Annotated in this window: 14 protein-coding genes and 1 riboswitch; of the genes, 10 read left to right on the top strand and 4 right to left on the bottom strand. The window is 39.8% G+C overall.

The window, feature by feature from the left end:
• Positions 1-3 precede the first annotated feature (3 nt).
• A complete protein-coding gene (locus tag ABDZ97_RS13380) occupies positions 4-1095 on the bottom strand; it encodes a tetratricopeptide repeat protein (RefSeq protein WP_343788566.1) in 1092 nt (363 codons plus the stop codon).
• A gap of 86 nt (positions 1096-1181) precedes the next feature.
• Between ABDZ97_RS13380 and ABDZ97_RS13375 the strand changes: the two genes are divergently transcribed.
• The 10 genes from ABDZ97_RS13375 (at position 1182) to ABDZ97_RS13330 (ending at position 18649) form a co-directional block, all read left to right on the top strand.
• On the top strand, positions 1182-2234 hold the full coding sequence (locus ABDZ97_RS13375) for an NAD-dependent epimerase/dehydratase family protein (protein ID WP_343788563.1): 1053 nt from the start codon (positions 1182-1184) through the stop codon (positions 2232-2234).
• A 142-nt stretch (positions 2235-2376) separates the two neighbouring features.
• On the top strand, positions 2377-6066 hold the full coding sequence (locus tag ABDZ97_RS13370) for a PKD domain-containing protein (protein ID WP_343788560.1): 3690 nt from the start codon (positions 2377-2379) through the stop codon (positions 6064-6066).
• Between the two features lie 208 nt (positions 6067-6274).
• Positions 6275-6433, top strand: coding sequence for a hypothetical protein (locus ABDZ97_RS13365; protein ID WP_343788557.1), 159 nt, complete (start codon positions 6275-6277; stop codon positions 6431-6433).
• A 37-nt stretch (positions 6434-6470) separates the two neighbouring features.
• A complete protein-coding gene (locus tag ABDZ97_RS13360) occupies positions 6471-9425 on the top strand; it encodes a PKD domain-containing protein (RefSeq protein ID WP_343788554.1) in 2955 nt (984 codons plus the stop codon).
• A 170-nt stretch (positions 9426-9595) separates the two neighbouring features.
• Positions 9596-12031 (top strand): PKD domain-containing protein, encoded by a 2436-nt coding sequence (locus ABDZ97_RS13355; protein WP_343788551.1) that lies wholly within the window; start codon positions 9596-9598, stop codon positions 12029-12031.
• A 54-nt stretch (positions 12032-12085) separates the two neighbouring features.
• A riboswitch (cobalamin riboswitch) is annotated at positions 12086-12276 on the top strand.
• Between the two features lie 135 nt (positions 12277-12411).
• Complete coding sequence (locus tag ABDZ97_RS13350) at positions 12412-13377, top strand: DUF4465 domain-containing protein (RefSeq protein ID WP_343788548.1); 966 nt, start codon at positions 12412-12414, stop codon at positions 13375-13377.
• A 12-nt stretch (positions 13378-13389) separates the two neighbouring features.
• Positions 13390-15450, top strand: coding sequence for a TonB-dependent receptor (locus ABDZ97_RS13345; RefSeq protein ID WP_343788545.1), 2061 nt, complete (start codon positions 13390-13392; stop codon positions 15448-15450).
• The gene (locus ABDZ97_RS13340) at positions 15437-16534 is read left to right on the top strand and encodes a YncE family protein (protein WP_343788542.1); all 1098 of its coding nucleotides are present in this window, start codon (positions 15437-15439) and stop codon (positions 16532-16534) included. Before ABDZ97_RS13345 ends, ABDZ97_RS13340 begins: the two co-directional genes overlap by 14 nt.
• Before the next feature lie 9 nt (positions 16535-16543).
• On the top strand, positions 16544-17545 hold the full coding sequence (locus ABDZ97_RS13335; RefSeq protein ID WP_343788539.1) for a T9SS type A sorting domain-containing protein: 1002 nt from the start codon (positions 16544-16546) through the stop codon (positions 17543-17545).
• 24 nt (positions 17546-17569) lie between these two features.
• The gene (locus ABDZ97_RS13330; protein ID WP_343788536.1) at positions 17570-18649 is read left to right on the top strand and encodes an ABC transporter substrate-binding protein; all 1080 of its coding nucleotides are present in this window, start codon (positions 17570-17572) and stop codon (positions 18647-18649) included.
• 8 nt (positions 18650-18657) lie between these two features.
• On the opposite strand, the gene ABDZ97_RS13325 is transcribed toward ABDZ97_RS13330, so the two are convergent.
• From ABDZ97_RS13325 to tsaD, 3 genes are read right to left on the bottom strand one after another with little or no spacing between them, the layout of a single operon-like run.
• On the bottom strand, positions 18658-19155 hold the full coding sequence (locus ABDZ97_RS13325) for a metallophosphoesterase family protein (RefSeq protein WP_343788533.1): 498 nt from the start codon (positions 19153-19155) through the stop codon (positions 18658-18660).
• Positions 19152-20165: a cation diffusion facilitator family transporter gene (locus ABDZ97_RS13320; RefSeq protein ID WP_343788530.1), complete on the bottom strand. Its 1014-nt coding sequence runs from the start codon at positions 20163-20165 to the stop codon at positions 19152-19154. Before ABDZ97_RS13320 ends, ABDZ97_RS13325 begins: the two co-directional genes overlap by 4 nt.
• A gap of 4 nt (positions 20166-20169) precedes the next feature.
• On the bottom strand, positions 20170-21189 hold the full coding sequence (tsaD, locus tag ABDZ97_RS13315) for a tRNA (adenosine(37)-N6)-threonylcarbamoyltransferase complex transferase subunit TsaD (protein ID WP_343788527.1): 1020 nt from the start codon (positions 21187-21189) through the stop codon (positions 20170-20172).
• Positions 21190-21211: the final 22 nt, after the last annotated feature.

Below are 21211 nucleotides of genomic sequence, written 5' to 3'. Positions count from 1 at the left end.
AATTTATTGATTGTTACAGTCAGAGTTTTTGTAATACGTTTGAGCAGCAGCGACTCCCAGTTCAGCAGCTCTTAACCAGTCATTACATGCCCCGGATACGTTTCTCAACATCTCTTTGGCTACTCCACGGTTATAATAGGCATACCCATATTCGTTATCAATCCCGATAGCTTTATCACAAGCACTTTCAGCTTCTTTGAATTGTTCTAATTTTATGTGTGCCGCAGCAAGGTTGTTATATGCGTAGGCATAATCACTCTTAATTTGCACTGCAGCTTTAAAATCTTCTATTGCTGCTGCATAATTTCCTTTTTCAAATTTTGCATATCCACGATTATTCAAAGAAAGGTGATTCTTGGGTTCAGCTTTTAATGCGTTGTCATATGCGCGAATGGCATTATCCAGTTCACCTTTTTTTCTGTAAACACTGCCTAAATTGTTGAATGCAATAACGAGTTTGTCATCGTGAAGAGTGGCCAGCTGATAATCTTTTATGGCTTCATCGTACTGTTCCAGCATTCTGTTGGTACTTCCTCTTTCGTTATATCCGAAAGCAAAATCTTTTTTGAGAGAGACAGAAGAAGTAAAATCTTCTTTTGCCTTTTCATAATCTTCAGCTTCGAAATAAAGAAGACCTCTTTGGTAATAATATTTGTAATTATCTCCCTTGGCGCGTATTGCCTGCGAGTAAAACTCAACTGCTTTTTCAGTTTGATCTGAATTTTCGGCAATAAGAGCTAATTCAAAAAATGCCTGATGAAGGGTAGGATCTAATTCTACAGATCTCGTAAAATCAGAAACCGCTTTTTCAGTGTTTTTTAATTCCGTGTACGCATATCCTCTGTTTAAAAAAGCTTTTGAAAATTCTGGTGCCAGAGTGATTGCTTCTGAAAAAGCATCAACCGCCTGTTCATAGTTTTTTGATTCAAGAGCTTCAACACCTGCGTTGAATTTTTCCTGTGCTTCAATACTGATTAAGTTTTGACTGGTAGAGTCTTCAACAATTGTTTCCGCATCCTGAGACCAGCTGATCTGAATCTGTGAAAAAAACAAAACTGTACAGCAAATTACTAGTTTATACAAGGGTTTTTTCATAGTAGATTTTATTTTGAATCCTATGCGAATATAAGAATTCATTTTTTCCAACCAAATAAATTTGCAAAAGGTGCTTTTAGGGAAGGATGAAAGCTATAAAAGACTATCTTCGTGAAATGGATTTGGTTTCAGGTTCTACCGGGCTTTTAGGGATGCATGTACTATATGATCTGACGGCAAAAGGTCGTCATGTTCGCGCTTTGTTCAGAAACAAAAACAAGATCAGTCTGGTAAGGGGATTATTTGAATTTTATGACCCGGAGAATGTTGAAGAAAAATGGAGTTTAATCGAGTGGTTTGAATGTGATATACTCGATGTATTTCAATTGGAAAAGGCTTTCGAAGGTATTTCGGATGTGTATCATTGTGCTGCAACCGTTTCCTTCAGAAGAAGGGAGTTCTCTTCAATGATAACAACTAATCGTTATGGAACCGCTAATATGGTCAATTTAAGTATTGATCATAACGTACGAAAATTTTGTCATGTCAGTTCAACCGCTGCTGTTGGTAAATCTGTTCGGAATCAGAGTAAAGATGTGGTGGAAACAGATAAGTGGGAGCAAAACCCGGATACAACCGGATATGCTGTTTCTAAGTATTTGTCTGAAAAAGAAGTGTGGAGGGGTATTGAGGAAGGTCTGAATGCTGTAATTGTTAATCCATGTGTTATTTTGGGACCCGGAGATTGGAATGAAAGTTCGCTTACGATTTTCAGGGCAATACATAAAGGGCTTCGGTTTTATCCTCCGGGTGCTAATGCAATTGTAGACGTCCGCGATGTCTCAAAACGAATGCTGGCCATAATGGATTCGGAAATTTCCTCTGAGCGTTTTTTGATTATAGGTGAAAACATAACGTATAAAAAACTGTTTGATACCATCGCGGATGCTTTGGGTAAGAAAAAACCAACAATTCGTGTAAATAAGCTTTTAATGGGGATTTCCTGGAGATTAGCAGCCTTTTTTAGTTTTATAACAGGTAAACCAACAGCACTAACTAAACAGTCAACAAAGAGTGCGTTTAGCGTGACAAGATATTCATCTGAAAAGATTGATAATTGGATTCCTACGAAGTATTACAACGTGAAAGAATCTGTCGATAATTCTGTACAGTTTTCTTTTTTTTTCGTAAAAAGCTAACCTGATACACCTTTCTTTTTTGATAAAAAAATAGGATTAATCCTAAAAGAGGCAACCCCTCTATTTTTTTCTCGTTATTATTTGGGCTGAAGTATTTTTTACAAAAGCAAGTGGGTGTTTACTAACCGAAATTTTAGGTATTATGAAAGTTCTACTAACTACTTTGATGGTAGCTGTTATTAGCTGCGGTGGATTGAGTGCGCAGGAGAATCACCAGGGTCATGATCATAATCATGATGCAGAATTGGTGAGTTGTAGAGAGGAAGCAGGTGATCAACTAGATGGGCACCTTATTTCAATTGGTTTTCCTCAACATTTTAACGAGAGATACAATTTCTCTCTTGATGATTTTAACCGATTCAATAGGGTCATGGTTGATTTTATTCAGAGAAAAGTTGTAGATGAAATCTGTGAGGGAGGACTCTCTGTTGAGTTTGCCTCTGACAGGATTTTTGAACTCATAGAAACGTATCGGGATGAACTTCTTTTCGAGCCGGTTTATGAAGAAGGTTTCATTGTTATCGGAAAGTATTACCGGATTCCGATAGAAGAAGGTCAGGAGGATGTTGTGAACAACCGTTCCAGAGCAGCTGGAGAGCCGTGTCAAAATGCGGATTTTGAAACTTGTAACTTTACAGGATGGGAAACTATTTGTGGTAGAGTAAATAACAATCCTTTCCAAATTATTAATCAGGTAGCATGTGTTCCTGGTGGAGCAAATAGTCAGCATGCTATTGTTAATGGAGGAAATGACCCTGTTGTAGGAGTTCCCAGAGTTAATCCTGCCGGAGGAAACTGTTCCGTTCGTGTTGGAGATGGAACGGGAACCGGAGCACGTGCCGGAGCATTAGTACAGACTTTTCAGGTAGATGCAGCAAGTACGGTGTTTACCTATTCGTACGCTGCTATTTTGCAGGATCCGGGACATTCGGCCGGGGAACAGCCTTTTGTGCGTGTGCGTTTGTACGATGAAAACGGACAGAGTATATCCTGTGCAGAGTATGAGGCATACGGAGGTGATGGTCAACCAGGATGGAATACTCAGGGGAATGTAACTTATAGAGACTGGACCACTGTTTTTTCTTCGTTGGAAAATTATGTAGGGCAGAACGTTACAATGGAGTTTTCTGTTGGAGATTGTTCTCAATCCGGACATTATGGATATGCTTATGTTGATGCGTATTGTCATGTGATGGAGATTGAAGCACGTTGTGAGGGGCAAGCAACTATTTTGAGTGCTCCTGATGGAGCTGCAGCGTATTTATGGAATACGGGAGAAACGACTCGTGAAATTTCGGTAACTACCGCAGGGCATTACACGTGTAATGTAACTCCTGTTCAGGGGGCAAACTGTGCGGTTTTGGTAGAGGCGGATATTGTTCCGTTCCCTGTTCCGCAACCTACTTTTACTCCTGATGCAGCGACTATTTGTGAAGGTCAGAATATTGAGTTTACGGATGGGACAACAATCGGTACTAATGGAGTAATTAGTTCTTACCAGTGGGACTTCGGTGATGGAATCCAGACACCACATTCTACAGGTGGAATAACCGGGGTGAATCAAACTACGGGAACCTATACTTTACCGGAGCATAATTATCCGAATCCGGGGAATTATAATGTCACTCTTACTGTTTATTCAGAGGATGGGTGTTACAACTCATATACTTCTCCTGTTCTGGTGAATCAGTTACCTACTGCAACTATCGCAGGTGATGTGAACGTTTGTGTAGGAGATGCGGAACCACAGGTTACATTTACCGGAGCCGATGGAGTTCAACCGTATACTTTTACATATACAATAAATAATGGGGCTCCCCAAACTGTTACCTCTCCTTCGGGAAGTAATACAGTTACTGTAAATGTGCCAACTACAACAGACGGAACATTTGTGTACGATTTGGTTAGCGTTGAAGGTGGGGATCAGGCTTCTTGTGGACAAAATCAACAAGGAACAGTTACAGTAAACATAAACACGGTTCCTCAGGCTACAATTGCATCAGATGTTGCTGTATGTCAAAATGCACCTAATCCGGTAGTTACTTTTGAAGGAAGTAATGGAACATCAGCTTACACATTTACTTATTCTATCAATGGAGGAGCAGACCAAACGATTTCTACACAGGCAGGACAGAATTCTGTTACATTAAATGCTCCATCAGATGTTGTGGGAGCATTTGTTTATAATTTAACAAATGTATTGGAATCATCCGTTTCTGCTTGTTCTCAGCAACTCAATGAAACAATAACAGTTGATATTTTGCCATTACCTACAGCTACTATTTCAGGGGCAGTAGATTTATGTCAATACGAGCCGGATCCTCAGGTTGTCTTTGAAGGGCAAAATGCTACTGCTCCTTATACTTTTTATTACACGATTAACGGAGGCACAGAGTTGACAACCGTCTCTGATGCGAATGGTGACGGAACTGTGGGTGCGCCAACCAACGTAGTTGGAAATTACACTTATAATCTAACCCGGGTTGTAGATGATAACGGATGTTCCAGTGATCTCGCCGATGATATTGATATTGAAATTCATCCACTGCCTACGGCTTCTATTTCCGGTTCAGTAAATGTTTGTCTGAACGATCCTGAGCCTGAAATTTTGTTTGAAGGAGTAAACGGTATTGAGCCTTTCACTTTTACTTATGCGATTAACGGAGGGGCTGATCAGACTGTTCAATCTTCTGGAGGACCGGATGTTACAATAACGGTTCCTACTTCACAGGCAGGAGTGTATGAGTATAACCTGAATTATGTTTCGGAAAGCTCGCCTCTTACTTGTGGCCAACCTCTTGATCAAACTGTTCGCATAGAGGTATATGATCTACCGGTAGTATCAGCAGGAAATGACATCACAGTTTGTGAAGGATTTACAGTTGTCCTTACAGGAAGTGGAGCTGTTTCTTATCAATGGGATAACAATGTGGTTGATGGAATTCCTTTTGTACCTACTCAATCTGGTACCTATACTGTTATTGGTACAGACCACAATGGTTGTCAGAATACGGATGATATGTATGTAAACTGGGTACCGACACCACAAGTGAGTTTCGTTGCCGACACATTAGACGGTTGTTTACCTGTGCACACTAATTTCACAGCACAGGCTACAGGTAATATAGCAACATGTTTATGGAATTTGGGAGATGGATCTACATCTAATTCATGTGATGAGGTGACACATTCCTATCCAAATGCAGGATGTTACACAGTTTCGTATACAGTAACAACTGTTGAAGGTTGTACAAATACGGCTACCATTCCAAATTATATTTGTGCATATCCTTATCCGATAGCTGATTTTACGCCTACACCGAATGTGTTGTCTACAATTAAATGGGAGTCAGAAATGGTGAATGAAACCTCTGGAGCATCTACTTATTTTTGGGATTTTGGTGATAATTCAGCACATTCGTCCGAATTTTCTCCTATTCATGAATTTCCTACTAATGAGGGGGGAGACTACATTGTTACGTTAATTGCTTATTCTGAACATGGGTGTACAGATACAACGACCAGATTAGTAAAAGTAAATGAAGAAATACTGTACTATGTGCCGAATGCTTTTACACCTGATAATGATGATTTTAATGAAGAGTTTAAGCCTATATTTACGCAGGGATTTGATCCGTATAGTTATACTCTGTTGATTTTTAATAGATGGGGAGAAGTTCTTTTTGAATCAAATGATGCTCGTGTAGGTTGGAATGGAACGTATGGCGGAAGAATCGCTGAGGACGGGGTATATATTTGGAAAATAACCTATAAAGTAAAAGGAGTGGATAAAAGGCAGGTTATTACTGGTCATGTGACTTTATTACGTTAAAATTTCCGTTCTATAGTTTATTACTATTTAGTTAGAATATTGTGATAATTGTTTGAAAAACAGACAGTATTTAGCAAATCTGTTTTGAGATGAAAATATCAGGTGTAGATTTTATGTAAACCTGAAAAGTATCAGTATTTTTACAATGGTGCGCTTACCTGCCAAGGTAAGCGCACTTGATACTAACAAATTACTATTACTCAAAAAGATGGAAAGACTGCTGTTTTTCATTCTGTTTGTTACACTTCAATTGATGAGCCTGACCGGATTCTCGGTCTCGCATAAGCATATACCTGTATTTTCAGATAATATAGAGGAAAGCTTCACAAAAGGTGAAACAGATGGTTCGAACGAACTGTTTAGATAACAAAGCTGTCTGACATCTTTAGATTTTTTGAAGCGTTATGAAAAAGTACAGCTGTTATTTGCTTGTTCTGTTTATTTTGTGGGTACCCGAAGTTGTAGGGCAGGAAGATCATTTTCATGTACATACTGAGGAAGAAGCAATGTCATTTGTAAAACGATCTACGGTTGGTGAAATTACAGACTATATTGCCGGGGAGTTATCGTTTTTTAAAATTTCAGATGATCTAAAACTGAACCTTTACCGTCAGAGTCACAGAGAAACGGTAGATCATATAATAAAACGACGAACAGTATTTGCAAAAAATCTTGCGAAAAACCTGAAGTCCGGTAAAATTCGTTCACTGGAAGAAGTGTATCAGGAATACAGAAATTGGATAGCGAATCTGGAACAAGAGATAGAGTTAATTCCGTTCAGTAAGGAGAAAACAGAAGAAGCGTATTCTTTGCGTTCCAGAGAAATGAATGGACCATGTGAAAATATGGATTTTGAAGACGGAACATTTAATGGGTGGGAATTGACAGCAGGAACACATCCTGGAAATGCCTATGGAGTAAGTGGTGTTAATACTGTTGCTCCTGGAGGTCAGCATCAGATTATGAATGGAGGTAATGATCCTGTTGTTGGAATTCCTCGTGTAAACCCTGATGGAGGTCAGTTTTCGGCACGAATTGGAGATGGTGCATCCAGTGGTGCAAATGTGGCAATGTTAAAGCAGACCTATCTGGTAGATATGAGTAATGCAATATTTACGTATAGTTATGCTGTGGTGGTCGAAGAGCCGGGACATCCGTTGGCAGAACAACCATACTTTATTGTGAGGTTATATGATGAAAGTGGTAATGATATCCCATGTGGAAGTTATAGTGTTCAGTCTACGGCAAGTAATCCTGATTTTATCAATGCGGGTAATGATGTTTTGTATCAGAACTGGAAGACAGCTTTTGCTCCGTTAACATCTTATATTGGACAAAACGTGACCATTGAGTTTCGAGTAGCAGATTGCTCTCAGTCCGGACACTACGGATATGCTTATGTTGATGCCACTTGTCGACCATTTGGAGTTATAACTTCTACAGGAGGAACGTTTATTTGTGGCAGTGATCCTTTAACATTGACTGCGCCGGATGGAGCAGCATCTTACTTGTGGAACACCGGAGAAACAACGCAGAGCATTACGGTTACAACAGGTGGTTATTATGAAGTTGAAATGGTTCCTGTCACTGGTGTTTCATGTTCTATTACGGCATCTGTGACCGTTGGAAATGCACCCTATCCTGTAGCTGATTTTACGATGGCTCCATCTACCGTTTGTGAAAATGATGATATCAGTTTTACTGATAACTCCACGGTTAGTAGTGGGAATATAGAATTCTGGCAATGGGATTTTGGAGATGGGGTCGTCACGCAATCGGCAAATGGACCGATAACGAATGAGACAGATACCGAAGGTACTTATGAAGATCCTGTACATACTTATGGTGCTTCAGGTAATTTAAATGTAACTCTGACAGTTACATCAGATGCAGGTTGTTCTGCTACAACAACCCATCCTGTAACGGTATCTCCAGCTCCTTTGATATCAGCAGGACCGGATCAGAATTTGTGTCCAGGTGATCCGTTTACCCCACAGGGACAAGGAGGAGTGTCCTATACCTGGGATCAGGGCTTAACGGATGGAGTGGAAATTGCAGTTGGTACAACGACGATTACATATGCAGTTACAGGTGTAGACGCGATTGGTTGTTTTGCTACGGATTCTGTTACTATTTTTATAGATCAAGTTGAAGTGCCTGATGCAGGGTCTGATCAGGTTGTTTGTGATGGTGAAAGTGTTATTCTGTCTGCATCGACAGACCCTGGATACGCCTGGGATAACGGAGTTCAGGATGGTGTTGCTTTTGTTCCTTCTCAAACGACTGTTTATACAATTACTTATACGAGTCCTAACGGATGTCAGGCAAGTGATGATGTGTTAGTTACTGTAAATAGTAATCCTGCTGTATGGGCTGGCAATGATATATCCGTTTGTGAAGGTGAGACAGTTGTTCTTACAGGAAGTGGAGCTGTTAGTTATGAATGGGATAATGGTATTGTTGACGGGCAGTCATTTGTGCCGGACAGGTCTGGTACGTACACAGTTATCGGTACGGATCAGAATGGTTGCCAGAACACGGATGATGTTTACTTAAATTGGGTCGCTACTCCTCAGGTGGATTTTATAGCAGATACTCTTGATGGTTGTATTCCTATTCATGTTACCTACACAGCAAATACAACAGGAGCTATAGCATCATGTCTATGGAATTTTGGTGATGGATCAACTTCAACTCAATGTGGAGACATTAGCCATACTTATTCTGCTCAGGGATGTTATACTGTTTCATATTCAGTGGCAACAGCGGAAGGGTGTGCGAACGAAATAACAAAAAATGATTACATCTGTTCCTATCCGAATCCAACGGCCGACTTTACTCCAACTCCTAATATTCTTACGACGTTAGATTGGGAGTCTGAAATGATAAATGAGTCTTCCGGAGCTGTTTCTTATCTATGGGATTTCGGAGATGAATCTCCAACTTCAACTGAGATTTCACCAACGCATGAGTTTCCTACTAATTATGGAGGGGATTATCTGGTAACATTGATTGCTTATTCGGAAGATGGATGTGCGGATACTATAAGTCAATTGGTCGTCGTTAACGAAGTTATTTTATATTACGTACCGAATACTTTTACCCCTGATAATGATGAGTTTAACGAGGTGTTTAAGCCGGTGTTTTCGCAAGGGTATGATCCTTATAACTATAATCTGTTAATCTTCAATCGTTGGGGAGAAGTATTGTTTGAATCAAATGATGCTGAATTTGGTTGGGATGGAACGTATGGAGGGAAAATTGTTGAAGATGGAACATACGTGTGGAAGATTACCTATAAAGTAAAGGATATTGATAAACGGCATATAATCTCAGGACATGTCACATTAATACGTTAACAGTTGTGGTCAAAACACTCTTTTTGAAATATGACAGAATATCAGGATTTTGTTAAAAATAAAAAATAATGAGTGTGAATTTTGTGTAAACCTTAAAGTATCCGTAATTTTAGAGTAACACTTTATTGTATATGAAGTGTTAATACGAACTATTACTATTACGAGAGAAGATGATACTACTATCTAATGTTAATGTATTTGGACAATATCGCGTGTTTTCCAAACAAAAAAGAGGCTTTTTACAAGTATTTCTAATTACACTTTCTTTTGTTCTGATAAGTCAATTTACCTCAGCACAAGGAGCTAGTTGTGCTGAGGCAGAAGGGTTTTGTACAGGGAGTACGTATACATTCCCAGCCGGAGTTAACACAGGAGATGCTGAGTCTGGAAATAACTATGGGTGTTTAGGGTCTCAACCAAATCCCGCCTGGTATTATCTGGAAATAGATCAGGGGGGAAATCTTGATATTGAAATGTCGAATTCGGCAAATGTGGACATCGATTTTATATTGTACGGACCCTTTAATGATCTGAATGATGCTATGGGAAATTGTGGCAATATGGGGTCAGCAGGTTCGGGAGCCGGTTGGAATGGAATAGTAGACTGTAGCTATTCTGATTCTGAAAATGAAGAAGCGAACATTTCAAATGCTCAACCTGGGGATGTGTACGTATTATTGATTACAAATTATTCCAATCAATCAACAAATATTGTGTTTTCAAATTCACCATCCAGTACAGCCACGACGGATTGTAGCGTTGTTGAGCCATGTGAAATCACTAATTTGTCAGTAACTGTTGGTGCGTGTGATCCGTCCACAGGGGAATTTGATCTTTCTGGTACATTTGACGTTGCAGATCCACCGGAAACAGGCAGTTTACTGGCGGAGGATTGTAATGGAAATCAGGTTGTGATCGCCAACGCTCCTTTCTCTCCGGGAAATCATAATTTTACAATACCGGATATTACAGCTGATGGGCAAAGTTGTTCGGTAAGGGTTTACTTTTCAGATGATGGAGACTGTGAGTTGTCAGTGAACTATACGAATGCAGCTCCTTGTGATCCCTTGTGTTCTATAGTGGATTTCACATCGAATATAAACCTACCGAATTGTGCTACAAATTGGTTGGTCGATGGACAGATTGAATTTGACAATCCTCCCGCACTTGGTGATCTGATTATAGAAGATTGTGATGGAAACCAGGAAATCATTGATAGCTATCCATTTCAATCGGGACAAATTCCTTATAGTTTTACGGGACCTCCGGCAGCTGTGACTGATAGATCCTGTAGTTTCCGACTGTTCTTTTCCGGGGAACCGAATTGCGAATTTACAGTTCCTGTTACGTTACTAGGTGGTTTAATTGAATATGCGAACATTAGTTATAATGATCCGGTGTATTGTCAGTCGGGATCAGTTAATCCGGTTCCTTCCTTGACAGGTACACCGGGGGGGACGTATTCCTCAGGTGCAGGATTGATAATTAATACTACTACGGGAGAGATAGATTTAACGATGTCTCAACCCGGAGTTTATACAGTTACTTATCAAACTCCGGACCCGAATTGTTTTGCAACGGCGACAACACAAGTTACTATTGGTACAATTCCTACTGTTAACGCAGGGGCTGATATAACAATATGTAATGGAGAGTCTGTAGTGTTGACTGGTTCAGGAGCTGATACATATACCTGGGATAATGCAGTGTCTGATGGAGTACCTTTTTATCCTGCTAATTCAGGGACTTACACTGTAACCGGGACTACAACAGAAGGTTGTTCAGCAACTGATGATATGGATATAACAATCGTACAGATGCCTACACCAGGGTTTGTTGCGAACGTAATGTATGGATGTATCCCGTTAGAAGTGAGTTTTACTGATACGACGCAAGGTTCATATCAAACCTGTTTTTGGGATTTCGGGAATGGCAGTAGTTCTTCTGTTTGTGGAAGTGCTACTACCACCTACGATGCTCCGGGGTGTTTTGATGTTAGTCTTACTTTAACAACACCGGAAGGGTGTTCGGGTACAACCAGAACCAGTTCGTATATTTGTGTAGAGTCAGATCCGGTAGCTGATTTTTCATCATTTCCTACCGAAATAACAACTTCGGATCCATTCATAACACTGACAAATCAATCTTCCGGAGCGACATCATATGAATGGGATTTTGGGGATGGATCACCTCTTTCAGGAGAATTTTCACCATCACATACCTACTCAGGATACCCAGAGTCCTATACGATAACATTGACGGCCTATACAGATGCAGGATGTGTAGACTCTGTTAGCCAGTTGATTGTTGTAGGTACAGATTTAATTTTTTACGTACCTAACTCGTTTACTCCGGATCAGGATGAGCACAACCCGATATTTCAACCCGTGTTTACCTCAGGTTTTGACCCGTATAATTATAAGATGTTGATCTTTAACAGATGGGGAGAGATACTCTTTGAATCCAATAATGCGGAAGTTGGGTGGGATGGAACCTATGGAGGAAATATCGTTCAGGATGGGACTTATCTTTGGAAGATTACTTACAAAATAGATGGAGTAGATAAACATCAGGAAGTAATGGGACATGTCATATTGATCCGTTAAGAACGCAGACATTAATATTTTGAAAAGGAGTAATGTAGGTTACTCCTTTTTTTTATCTTTGACTCGATTTATGGTTCTCGTTTAATCGGGATAAAAAGGGAATCCGGTGAAATTCCGGAACTGTTCCTGCAGCTGTAAGTCTCATAAAGGTTAACTTGAATTACCACTGTCTCTCTCCCTGAGGGATGGGAAGGTGAGTTAAACCAGAGACAAGTCAGAATACCTGCCATGGGTCATTAAGTTTTCGCTTTCAGGATAAAAGCTGAAAATTTGGAAACGGATAGTGCGCATATCCGGTATTCAAGTTTTTGTTTTCCCTGTGAGCATATGTTGAATTGAATGTGATAAAAAAGAAGAATCACAGACTAAAATTTATGCTTATGAAAAAATTAGTACTTTCTGTAATGGCTTTGTCTGCCGGTATTCTTTACGGTCAACAAACAGTTGATTTTGAAGAGTTGACTTTTGAATCGGGTCAGAATTTCTGGAACGGATCAGATGGATCGGGAATGTTTCAAAGTCAGCAATTGACCTTTTCAAATTCGTATACGCCTGATTGGTCATCATGGTCAGGGTTTGCATATTCAAAAGATACAGATGTCACAACAGCGGGTTATCAGAATCAATACAGTGCTTTTACAGGATCCGGAGATGCGTCTGTAAATTATGCTGTGTGGTATAGTGATGGTGTTATTACGTTTGATGAACCTTCAGAAGTTTCAACTATTTCCGTAACCAATACAACGTATGCTGCTTTATCAATGCGAGATGGAGATGGAGTTGCAAAACAATTTGGTTCTACCACAAATGCCGGTGGAGATGTGGATGGGACAAATGGCGAAGATTGGTTACGTCTGATCGTATATGGATGGAATACTGCTAATGAGATGACGGATTCTGTAATCTTTTACTTGGCTGATTACCGTTTTGAGAATGACGTAGAGGATTATATTGTTGATACATGGGAACAAATAGATTTATCTTCTTTGGGAATAGTTTCTAAGCTAACATTTAAAATGCAATCGACGGATGTAGGAGAGTATGGAATGAATACTCCGGCATATTTTGCTTTGGATAACATCGAGTATGAGGTAGTTAATTCTGCAAGTGTATCAGGAAATGAAATAGCTGAATTTTCTATCTTTCCAAATCCGGCTACGACATCTTTTACAGTAGTAACAGAGTCGGAAGTTCCATCAGGAGCGCAGTTACTTACTTTATCAGGACAAGTAATTTATAAGTTTGAAACTGTTGTGTCCGGAATGAAAGTAGACGTTTCGGGGTTAGACTCTGGAATCTATGTATTCCAAATGGATAACACAGTTAAAAGAATCGTAGTACAGTAGTCCTTTTGTAATATGGTTGATATCCCCAAAGTAGTTAATAATGTGAAGCAAATGAGTAATTCTTCCGGTTATTTGCTTTGGGGATATTTTATTTTTACCATGTTATTCTCATCAGGACTTCTGTTTGCTCAGCCTGACACCTTGAATGGAAAAGTATTTCATGAGGTAGAAATTTTACATAAAGACTCTATACTAACCGTTCCTCAACTGCAATCAACAGTCTCCGGAGCTTTGGTGACGCGTGAAGAGATAGAACGAAAAAGACCGGATGATCTCGGAGAGATAACACGTGCTTTTCCCGGAGTTTTTTTGCGTTCTTATGGTGGAGTGGGTGGTTTAAAGACAATGAATGCAAGAGGGTTAGGGTCTCAGCATTTTCTTGTTCTTACAAATGGAATGCCGGCTATGTTCCACCAGAATGGGAGCACAAATCTTGGTAATATTCAAGCCGATTTTATAGAAGCGGTTAAGTTTTCTATGGGGGGGGCAGACGAATGGGGGATTCCCGTACTGGCTAAAACCCATGGTGGAGTTATGCAGGTGTTTACGACAGATTATATGTTTATCCCGAATCGAAGTAAGGTAGAAGTGAGTGGACTGTATGGTTCTTTTAACAGACATAAGTGGTCCGTAAATACCAGTTTTTCAGGAAAAAAATATTTTGTATCTGCTAACGGGTATGGAATGTTCTTTGGCGGAAATTATCCGTTTTCCTACGAGAATGGACTGACAACAATAGAAGACACCCGGAATAATAACTCAATTCAGGAAGGACAGATTCGTCTGGGAGGAGGTATTGCGTTTAAACCGGGACAGCTGCTTCAGGCAGGAGTTCAGTATTACAGAAGTGATAAGGTATTACCTGGAGCAATTGTATTTTATCAGCCGGAGAATTTTCAGACCTTACTTACCTCTAATCTAGCAGGAAATATAAAATACCAGCTGATTCGAAAACGTATAAAGTCGCAGAATTATGTCAATTATGGACTACAATCTACGGATTACAGAAATCCATTTGCGCTGGGTGGAGAATCAAGAGAGAGGTATGAAGAAAGAACGTTAGATGTAAGTCACAGTGCTGGGCTTGAGTTAAGTAAAAATAGTTCTGTTAATTGGGGAGTACAGTATATTTATGGCGCATTGGATGGAAATACAGATGCGGTAAAACAACCCCGCCGTCATCGAAGCCTGATCTCAGCCGGGATGAGATGGAAGCCCGGAAAGTGGATAGTGAGAGTCGATCTTCCTGTTCAGGTATTGACCGAAAGAAATCATATCGATAGTAATTGGCGTAATACACCTGTTTTTACACCTTCTTTAGGGGTAAACTATCGAATGGTTGTGAAGAAGAGTATTCTGGCTTACCGGTTGTCTTTGGGACAATCGGCGCGTGTTGCGAATTTTAATGAGTTGTTTTTTGGCCAAATAGGAAATACAAATCTCAGACCTGAAAAAAGTAGAATGTTTAATTTAGGAATGAGTTGGCAGTCAGGAATGAACAGAGGTTTTTCAGCAGAAATCGTTGCGGATGGTTTTATAGGACAAATCTCGGATAAGATTGTTACCATTCCAACACAAAATTTATTTGTATGGTCTGTTCGGAACATTGGTCAGGTAATTAGTTACGGATTTGATGCGTCAATATCTGTTAGTAAAAGAAGCCGGAATGATCGTTTCGGAGGACAATTGATTCAGAAAACATCGCTGAATGTATCCCGTGATATTACGGATAAGAATACAGCGACATACGGTCATCAAATTCCTTATACACCGTATTGGAATTATTCAGGAGAACTGGTGGCAGACTGGAAGTTTCTTCAATTATCTTACGAAGTAGGATACTATGATTTTCGCTTTGTTTTGGGAGAGAATATTGCTGCCAATGTTTTAGATGAATACTGGTTACATAGTATTCGTTTATCAGGAGAGATTAAGATGAAAAGAGTCCGGCTTCGGATTTATGGTAAAGTGAATAACTTGTTTGATGAACAATATCAGGTTATGAGAAGCTTTCCTATGCCGGGAAGAAATTATGAAATAGGACTTAAAATGGGATGGAATGGTAAGTCTTAGCATACGATATAAAATGCTTTGTGGAGGATTAGGTATACTGATCCTTTTAGTAGTGATTTCCTGCAAAAAACCTACTGATACACCATTGGAAATCCCGGAGTCACTGGAGAATGGGCTACTTACAATAAATGAAGGTTTATTCCAACAAAACAACTCGACACTTACCTGGTATGATCTGTATAGCAAAAAAGTCTACCACCATGTATTTGAACAGAAAACAGGAATGGGGCTGGGTGATACAGGGAATGATATCGCGCTTTACGGGGATAAGATCTATGTAGTAGTTAATAACTCACATACTTTGCATGTCTTGAATAAAAGAAACGGGGAGGTGATTGCACGGTTGACGTTAAGTAATAATAACTCGGGAAGTTCTCCTCGTCACATAGCTTTTTATCAGGATCATGCTTATATATCTGCATTTGATGGTTCAATTTTCAAAATTGATACGACCACAATTTCTATTCAACAGATTGCTCAGGCAGGAACAAATCCGGATGCTGTTCATTGTTCGGGAGATCACTTGATTGTTGCAAATTCAGGGGGGCTTACATCAACCGGAGATAGCACGATTAGTGTGTTTCAATTACCCGAACTGAACGAAGTAGCCAGAATTAAAGTCGGTCGGAACCCGGGAAGTATTACAGAAGACCATAACGGAAATCTGTTTGTCATGACGAGAGGTGATTATGCTATGATACCGGCACGTCTTATCCGACTTAATTTGCAAACACTGGAAATCGAAGCGGAGGTTGAACTGGGTACGGGAGCAGCGATGACATTTGCTGCCGGAAAGTTGTATCTGGCACAGTACAACAGCTCTCTGGGTACATCAAAGCTCATGGTCATGCATCCTCAGACGCTGGCTGTAGAACAGGATGATATCATCGAAAACCTGTCTATTCAGACACTCTATGGTATTCGTTATATGCAGATAGCAGGTCAGGGTGTTTTAGCACTCAATGATGCCAAACAATACATTCATCAGGGGAAAGTAGTTATAATTGATTTAGAAGGGAATTTGCTGTTTGAATACACAAGTGGCTTAAACCCAAATAAAACCATATATATTCCACAACAATAAATTAAACAAATGAAACAAGTAATTACAGGATTTTTTATTTTTTCTCTTTATTCAATTTCGGCACAATATGCACCTCCGGCCGGACAGGTTGGTACGACAGCTATACATAAAGATTCATCAGCAATTATTGCCTGGGCTACAGGTGCTGAGATAGAGAGAGGATTAATTAATATAGGAGATCCTTCAGCAGAATATGAGGGGAATAGTTATGCATCGTTTGGGACTGCGGAGGAGGCTATGGGTGTAGCGGAAGGAAATTCATCCAATATTGTCTCATTGGGAGATGGAGGAATCGCGACGTTAACATTTGAAAATCCTATTCGTAATGGGGAAGGTTATGATTTCTGCGTATTTGAAAATTCATTCTCTGAAACATTCTTAGAACTGGCTTTTGTGGAAGTTAGTTCGGATGGCGGGCATTTTGTTCGCTTCCCGGCGGTTTCACTTACGCAAACAGACACACAAGTAGGTGGGTTTGGAAGTATAGATGCCACAAAAATACATAACCTGGCAGGTAAATATAAGCAAGGGTATGGTACGCCATTTGATTTAAATGATTTGGTAGATTCCACAGGGATTGATCTTGAGAATATCACACACGTACGTATTATTGATGTTGTTGGAGCTATTGATCCTCAATATGCCACGTATGATAGTCAGGGAAACCCCGTAAATGATCCTTTTCCAACACCATTTAACTCAGGAGGTTTTGATTTGGATGGAGTAGGAGTTATTCATGAGTCATTGGGAGCAGGAATAGAAGAAGAAACTACTACTGCTGTTGCAGTTTATCCGAATCCGTTTACTGACAAGATAGTTGTAACCTGGGAGAATGATACTCCGGTTACAATGATTCGTTTACTGGATTTAAGTGGAAAAGTTATGGTGGAAGAAACGGTTGCTTCAGCTAATGTATTCTCTACAACTATAGAAGGAGAAGCAGGCTTATATTTGTTAGAAGTAGAAGGTGTTGATTTTAGAAAAACAGTTAAGTTAATTAAGCAATACTAAAACGTAGGTAGGAAAAATAGCAGCATGATGAGGATAGGTAGTATATTGTTTTTTTTGATTTCGGGACTTTTTTTCGCCTGTATTCGGCATAATAATGAAGAACATGTCACAGATAAGAGTACCGGAATTGAACTTCCAGAAATACATCATGCAAAAGGATTTCGCTTTGAAGAAACAGATAGTACGGTGTTGTTTCAGATTCTATATCCGGTTGATGGTAAAACTGCCGATTCCGGTTATTTGAAACATTCCGATCAAACATTTCCTGTCTATACATTTGAGCGCACGGCTATTCAATCAACAACTTACTTTGCTTTTTTTGAAAGATTAGGAAAGGTGGACGAATTGTCAGGTATTTGTGGAAAGAAATACCTGAGCCAGGAACAAAAGAATAAAGCAGAACATCTTGAGGAAATTTGCTCAGATAATGGGTTTAATATGGAGAGGATAGCGGGGTTAGGTCCGGATGTTCTGTTTTTATATCCTTTTGAACAAAAAGACGTGGAAAGATTCCACCGACTGGGGATAAAAACGGTATTAATAACCGAGTACCTTGAGTCTACACCGTTGGCAAGAGCAGAATGGCTGAAGTTTTTTGGTGTTTTGACCGGAAGTGAAAAAGCAGAAACCATTTTTGAGGAGATTGAAACTGATTATCTGAAAAATCAACAGAATGAAATAACAGCTTCAGTTGCATTAAACCTCCCCTTTGGTGAACACTGGAATATGCCATCTGGAAATTCAATTACAGCTAATTTGATGAAAGATGCAGGACTTGAGTATGTTTTTTCGGACAGAAAAGAGGACGGAAATGTCGTCCTTTCAATGGAAGAAGGATATTCTGTCCTGGCTGAAGCTGAGTATTGGGTGATTATCAGCGAAAGAGAACCCGGATATACAATGGAAAAATTACTGGGGGAAAATAAAGTATATGCTTCGTTTCGTTCGGTTCGGGAAGGTAAAGTGATTTTCTGTAATACAGCGGAGAATGACTACTTTTCGAAGGGAGTCATAGAGCCCCATGTCATGTTGGAAGACTTATTGGTTTGTTTGGGTAAAAAGGAAGCGACACATGAAAATACCTATTTTCATATTCTGAAATAGGAGCTGTTTTAGATCCGCTTTCCCAACTCAATCACTTCAAAATTCTCTATTTTATCACCATCAATAGTAAATCGGATTAAGGTTCGGGCAGAATGAAATCCTTTTATTCCGCAAGCTCCCGGATTTATCCACAAAAGATTAGAATAGTTGTCATATTGAACGAGGAGAATATGTGAATGACCACAAACGACCACGTCAGGATGTTCTGTTTGTAGTTTTTCGTAAAGAGGTTTTGAATACTTACCGGGTTTTCCGGCGATATGAGTAATCATGATTTTTTTATTCTCACAATTGAAAATTGAAAATTCCGGAGCTTCCGACCGGATAACATGATTGTCGATATTTCCAAATACAGCGCGTGTCGGTTTAAAGGCTCTTAACTCATCTAATACTTTGATGTCCCCAATATCACCTGCATGCCAGATTTCATCAACATCCTTGAAGTGTGCAAAGATTTTGGGATCAAGGTAACTATGCGTATCCGATAAAACACCGATTCGTTTCATTGTGTGCTTTCCAGTGTATGTTGTTTATTCTTAGAAATATTTTCTACGTTCCAGTTGATTCTTTTGACAAACGGAGCTTGTCGCACGGGGCAGTCTTCTATCGCACAAAGCGGACATGAATGTGCTTTGCAGGGATCGACATGAACAAAAAGCTCTACCGATTCGCCAAATTTTGTCCGGGTACTACCTTCGAGTTCGTCAACAAGGTCATGCCCTTTCTCCACATCGTAATAATAAGGAACGGTAAGATGGCAATCGACATGAAGTACCGAGCCATATTTTATAATGCGAAGATTATGGATGTCAATCCAGTCGGTCTTACGATTAGAGCAAATATGATCAACAACTTCCTGTAGCAGTTCACCGTCTGCTTCATCCATCATCCCTGCCAGTGATTTTCGAATGATTGTATATCCGGTTCGGCCAATAACAAAGGCAATAACCAAAGAAATAACCGGGTCAATCCAAAGCCATCCCAGTAACCGGACAGTAATTAAAGCACCTACGATCCCAATGGTAGAGTAAGTGTCAACGATGAGGTGTTTTCCACCTGCAATTAATGCTATAGATCGTGTTTTTTCTCCTTTTTTAATGCTCATGTAACCAGCGATGAAATTTACCAGCCCTGATAAAACAATTAAGGCTAAACCCGTATCAATATGCTGTATTTCTGTTGGTTCAAAGAGATTGTAAATAGCTTTCCCTCCAATCAGTAATGCAGCAATGGAAATAAGCGTTCCTTCGATAGCTGATGAAATAAATTCGGCCTTTCCATGTCCATAGGGATGATTAGCATCACGGGGAAGAGATGTCAGGTAAAGTGTATATAGTGTAATGATTGCAGCAATTACATTCACAATACTCTCCAAAGCATCCGAAAAAATAGCAACGGAATCCGTGATCCACCACGCGATTGTCTTAATAATCAATAATGAAATACCGACTATCAGTATGAAAATCTGAAAGCGGAAATTTGAGCGCGAGTCATTATTTATAGTCGTTTCTTTCATGTAATCAAAAAGCCAGTCTTGCAAGCGGGGCTACTGATTGATCTGCAAAGCGTCCCTGAAGGTACTCATAATACCCGGCAATTCCAATCATGGCGGCATTGTCTGTACAGTATTCAAATCTAGGGATATAGGTGTTCCACCCTTTCGTTTTACCTATACGCTCCAACTCACTCCTTAGTAAACTATTAGCCGAAACACCTCCGGCAATAGCTACTTCTTTTATACCAAGCTCCGTAGCAGCTTTCGTAAGTTTATCAAATAGAATTTCGACAATTGTATGCTGAACGGAAGCACAAATATCATAGAGAGCTTCTTTTCGGATATTCGGGTGTTCCTTTTCCAGCTTTTGAATCGTATATAGAATGCTTGTTTTTAAACCGCTGAAACTAAAATTATAACCATCAATGCGTGGTTTGGAAAACGTGAATGCTTTGGGGTTTCCCATTTGCGCATATTTGTCAATCAACGGACCACCCGGATAGGGTAAGTTGAGAATCTTTGCTGTTTTGTCAAAGGCTTCTCCTGCCGCATCATCAATCGTTTCACCAATGATCTTCATCTCAGTTGGAGAAGTTACGTGAACAATCTGTGTATGTCCTCCCGATACTGTCAAACATAAAAAAGGAAATGCAGGAGAAGGAGTCCCGTCTTCAATAAAATGAGCCAGAACATGCCCATGCATGTGATTTACTTCAACCAGTGGAATTTGCAATCCTAAAGCCATCGACTTGGCAAAAGAAGTTCCGACAAGTAACGACCCCAGAAGTCCCGGTCCTCTGGTAAAGGCAATTGCATTAATTTCGTCCGGAGAAATCCCCGCCTTTTTTAAAGCCGTATCAACTACCGGGACAATGTTCTGTTGATGAGCGCGGGAGGCTAATTCGGGAACGACTCCTCCATATTGTTCATGAACTGATTGTCCGGCTACGATATTTGATAAAATGGTCTTATTTTTGATTATAGCAGCAGAGGTATCATCACAAGATGATTCAATTGCCAGAATAATTACACTTTTTTCGCTCAACTTTTGATTAACTTTGGTGTGT

The organism is Wandonia haliotis (genome assembly GCF_039523435.1).
Classification (GTDB): Bacteria; Bacteroidota; Bacteroidia; order Flavobacteriales_D; family Crocinitomicaceae; genus Wandonia; species Wandonia haliotis.
Note: the sequence above shows the minus strand (reverse complement) of the source record. Positions and strands in the feature narration are given on the sequence as shown.

Coding starts and splice junctions, on each gene's coding strand:
- ABDZ97_RS13380 (WP_343788566.1), bottom strand. CDS start 1,095: ATGAAAAAACCCTTGTATAAACTAGTAATTTGCTGTACAGTTTTGTTT.
- ABDZ97_RS13375 (WP_343788563.1), top strand. CDS start 1,182: ATGAAAGCTATAAAAGACTATCTTCGTGAAATGGATTTGGTTTCAGGT.
- ABDZ97_RS13370 (WP_343788560.1), top strand. CDS start 2,377: ATGAAAGTTCTACTAACTACTTTGATGGTAGCTGTTATTAGCTGCGGT.
- ABDZ97_RS13365 (WP_343788557.1), top strand. CDS start 6,275: ATGGAAAGACTGCTGTTTTTCATTCTGTTTGTTACACTTCAATTGATG.
- ABDZ97_RS13360 (WP_343788554.1), top strand. CDS start 6,471: ATGAAAAAGTACAGCTGTTATTTGCTTGTTCTGTTTATTTTGTGGGTA.
- ABDZ97_RS13355 (WP_343788551.1), top strand. CDS start 9,596: ATGATACTACTATCTAATGTTAATGTATTTGGACAATATCGCGTGTTT.
- ABDZ97_RS13350 (WP_343788548.1), top strand. CDS start 12,412: ATGAAAAAATTAGTACTTTCTGTAATGGCTTTGTCTGCCGGTATTCTT.
- ABDZ97_RS13345 (WP_343788545.1), top strand. CDS start 13,390: ATGGTTGATATCCCCAAAGTAGTTAATAATGTGAAGCAAATGAGTAAT.
- ABDZ97_RS13340 (WP_343788542.1), top strand. CDS start 15,437: ATGGTAAGTCTTAGCATACGATATAAAATGCTTTGTGGAGGATTAGGT.
- ABDZ97_RS13335 (WP_343788539.1), top strand. CDS start 16,544: ATGAAACAAGTAATTACAGGATTTTTTATTTTTTCTCTTTATTCAATT.
- ABDZ97_RS13330 (WP_343788536.1), top strand. CDS start 17,570: ATGATGAGGATAGGTAGTATATTGTTTTTTTTGATTTCGGGACTTTTT.
- ABDZ97_RS13325 (WP_343788533.1), bottom strand. CDS start 19,155: ATGAAACGAATCGGTGTTTTATCGGATACGCATAGTTACCTTGATCCC.
- ABDZ97_RS13320 (WP_343788530.1), bottom strand. CDS start 20,165: ATGAAAGAAACGACTATAAATAATGACTCGCGCTCAAATTTCCGCTTT.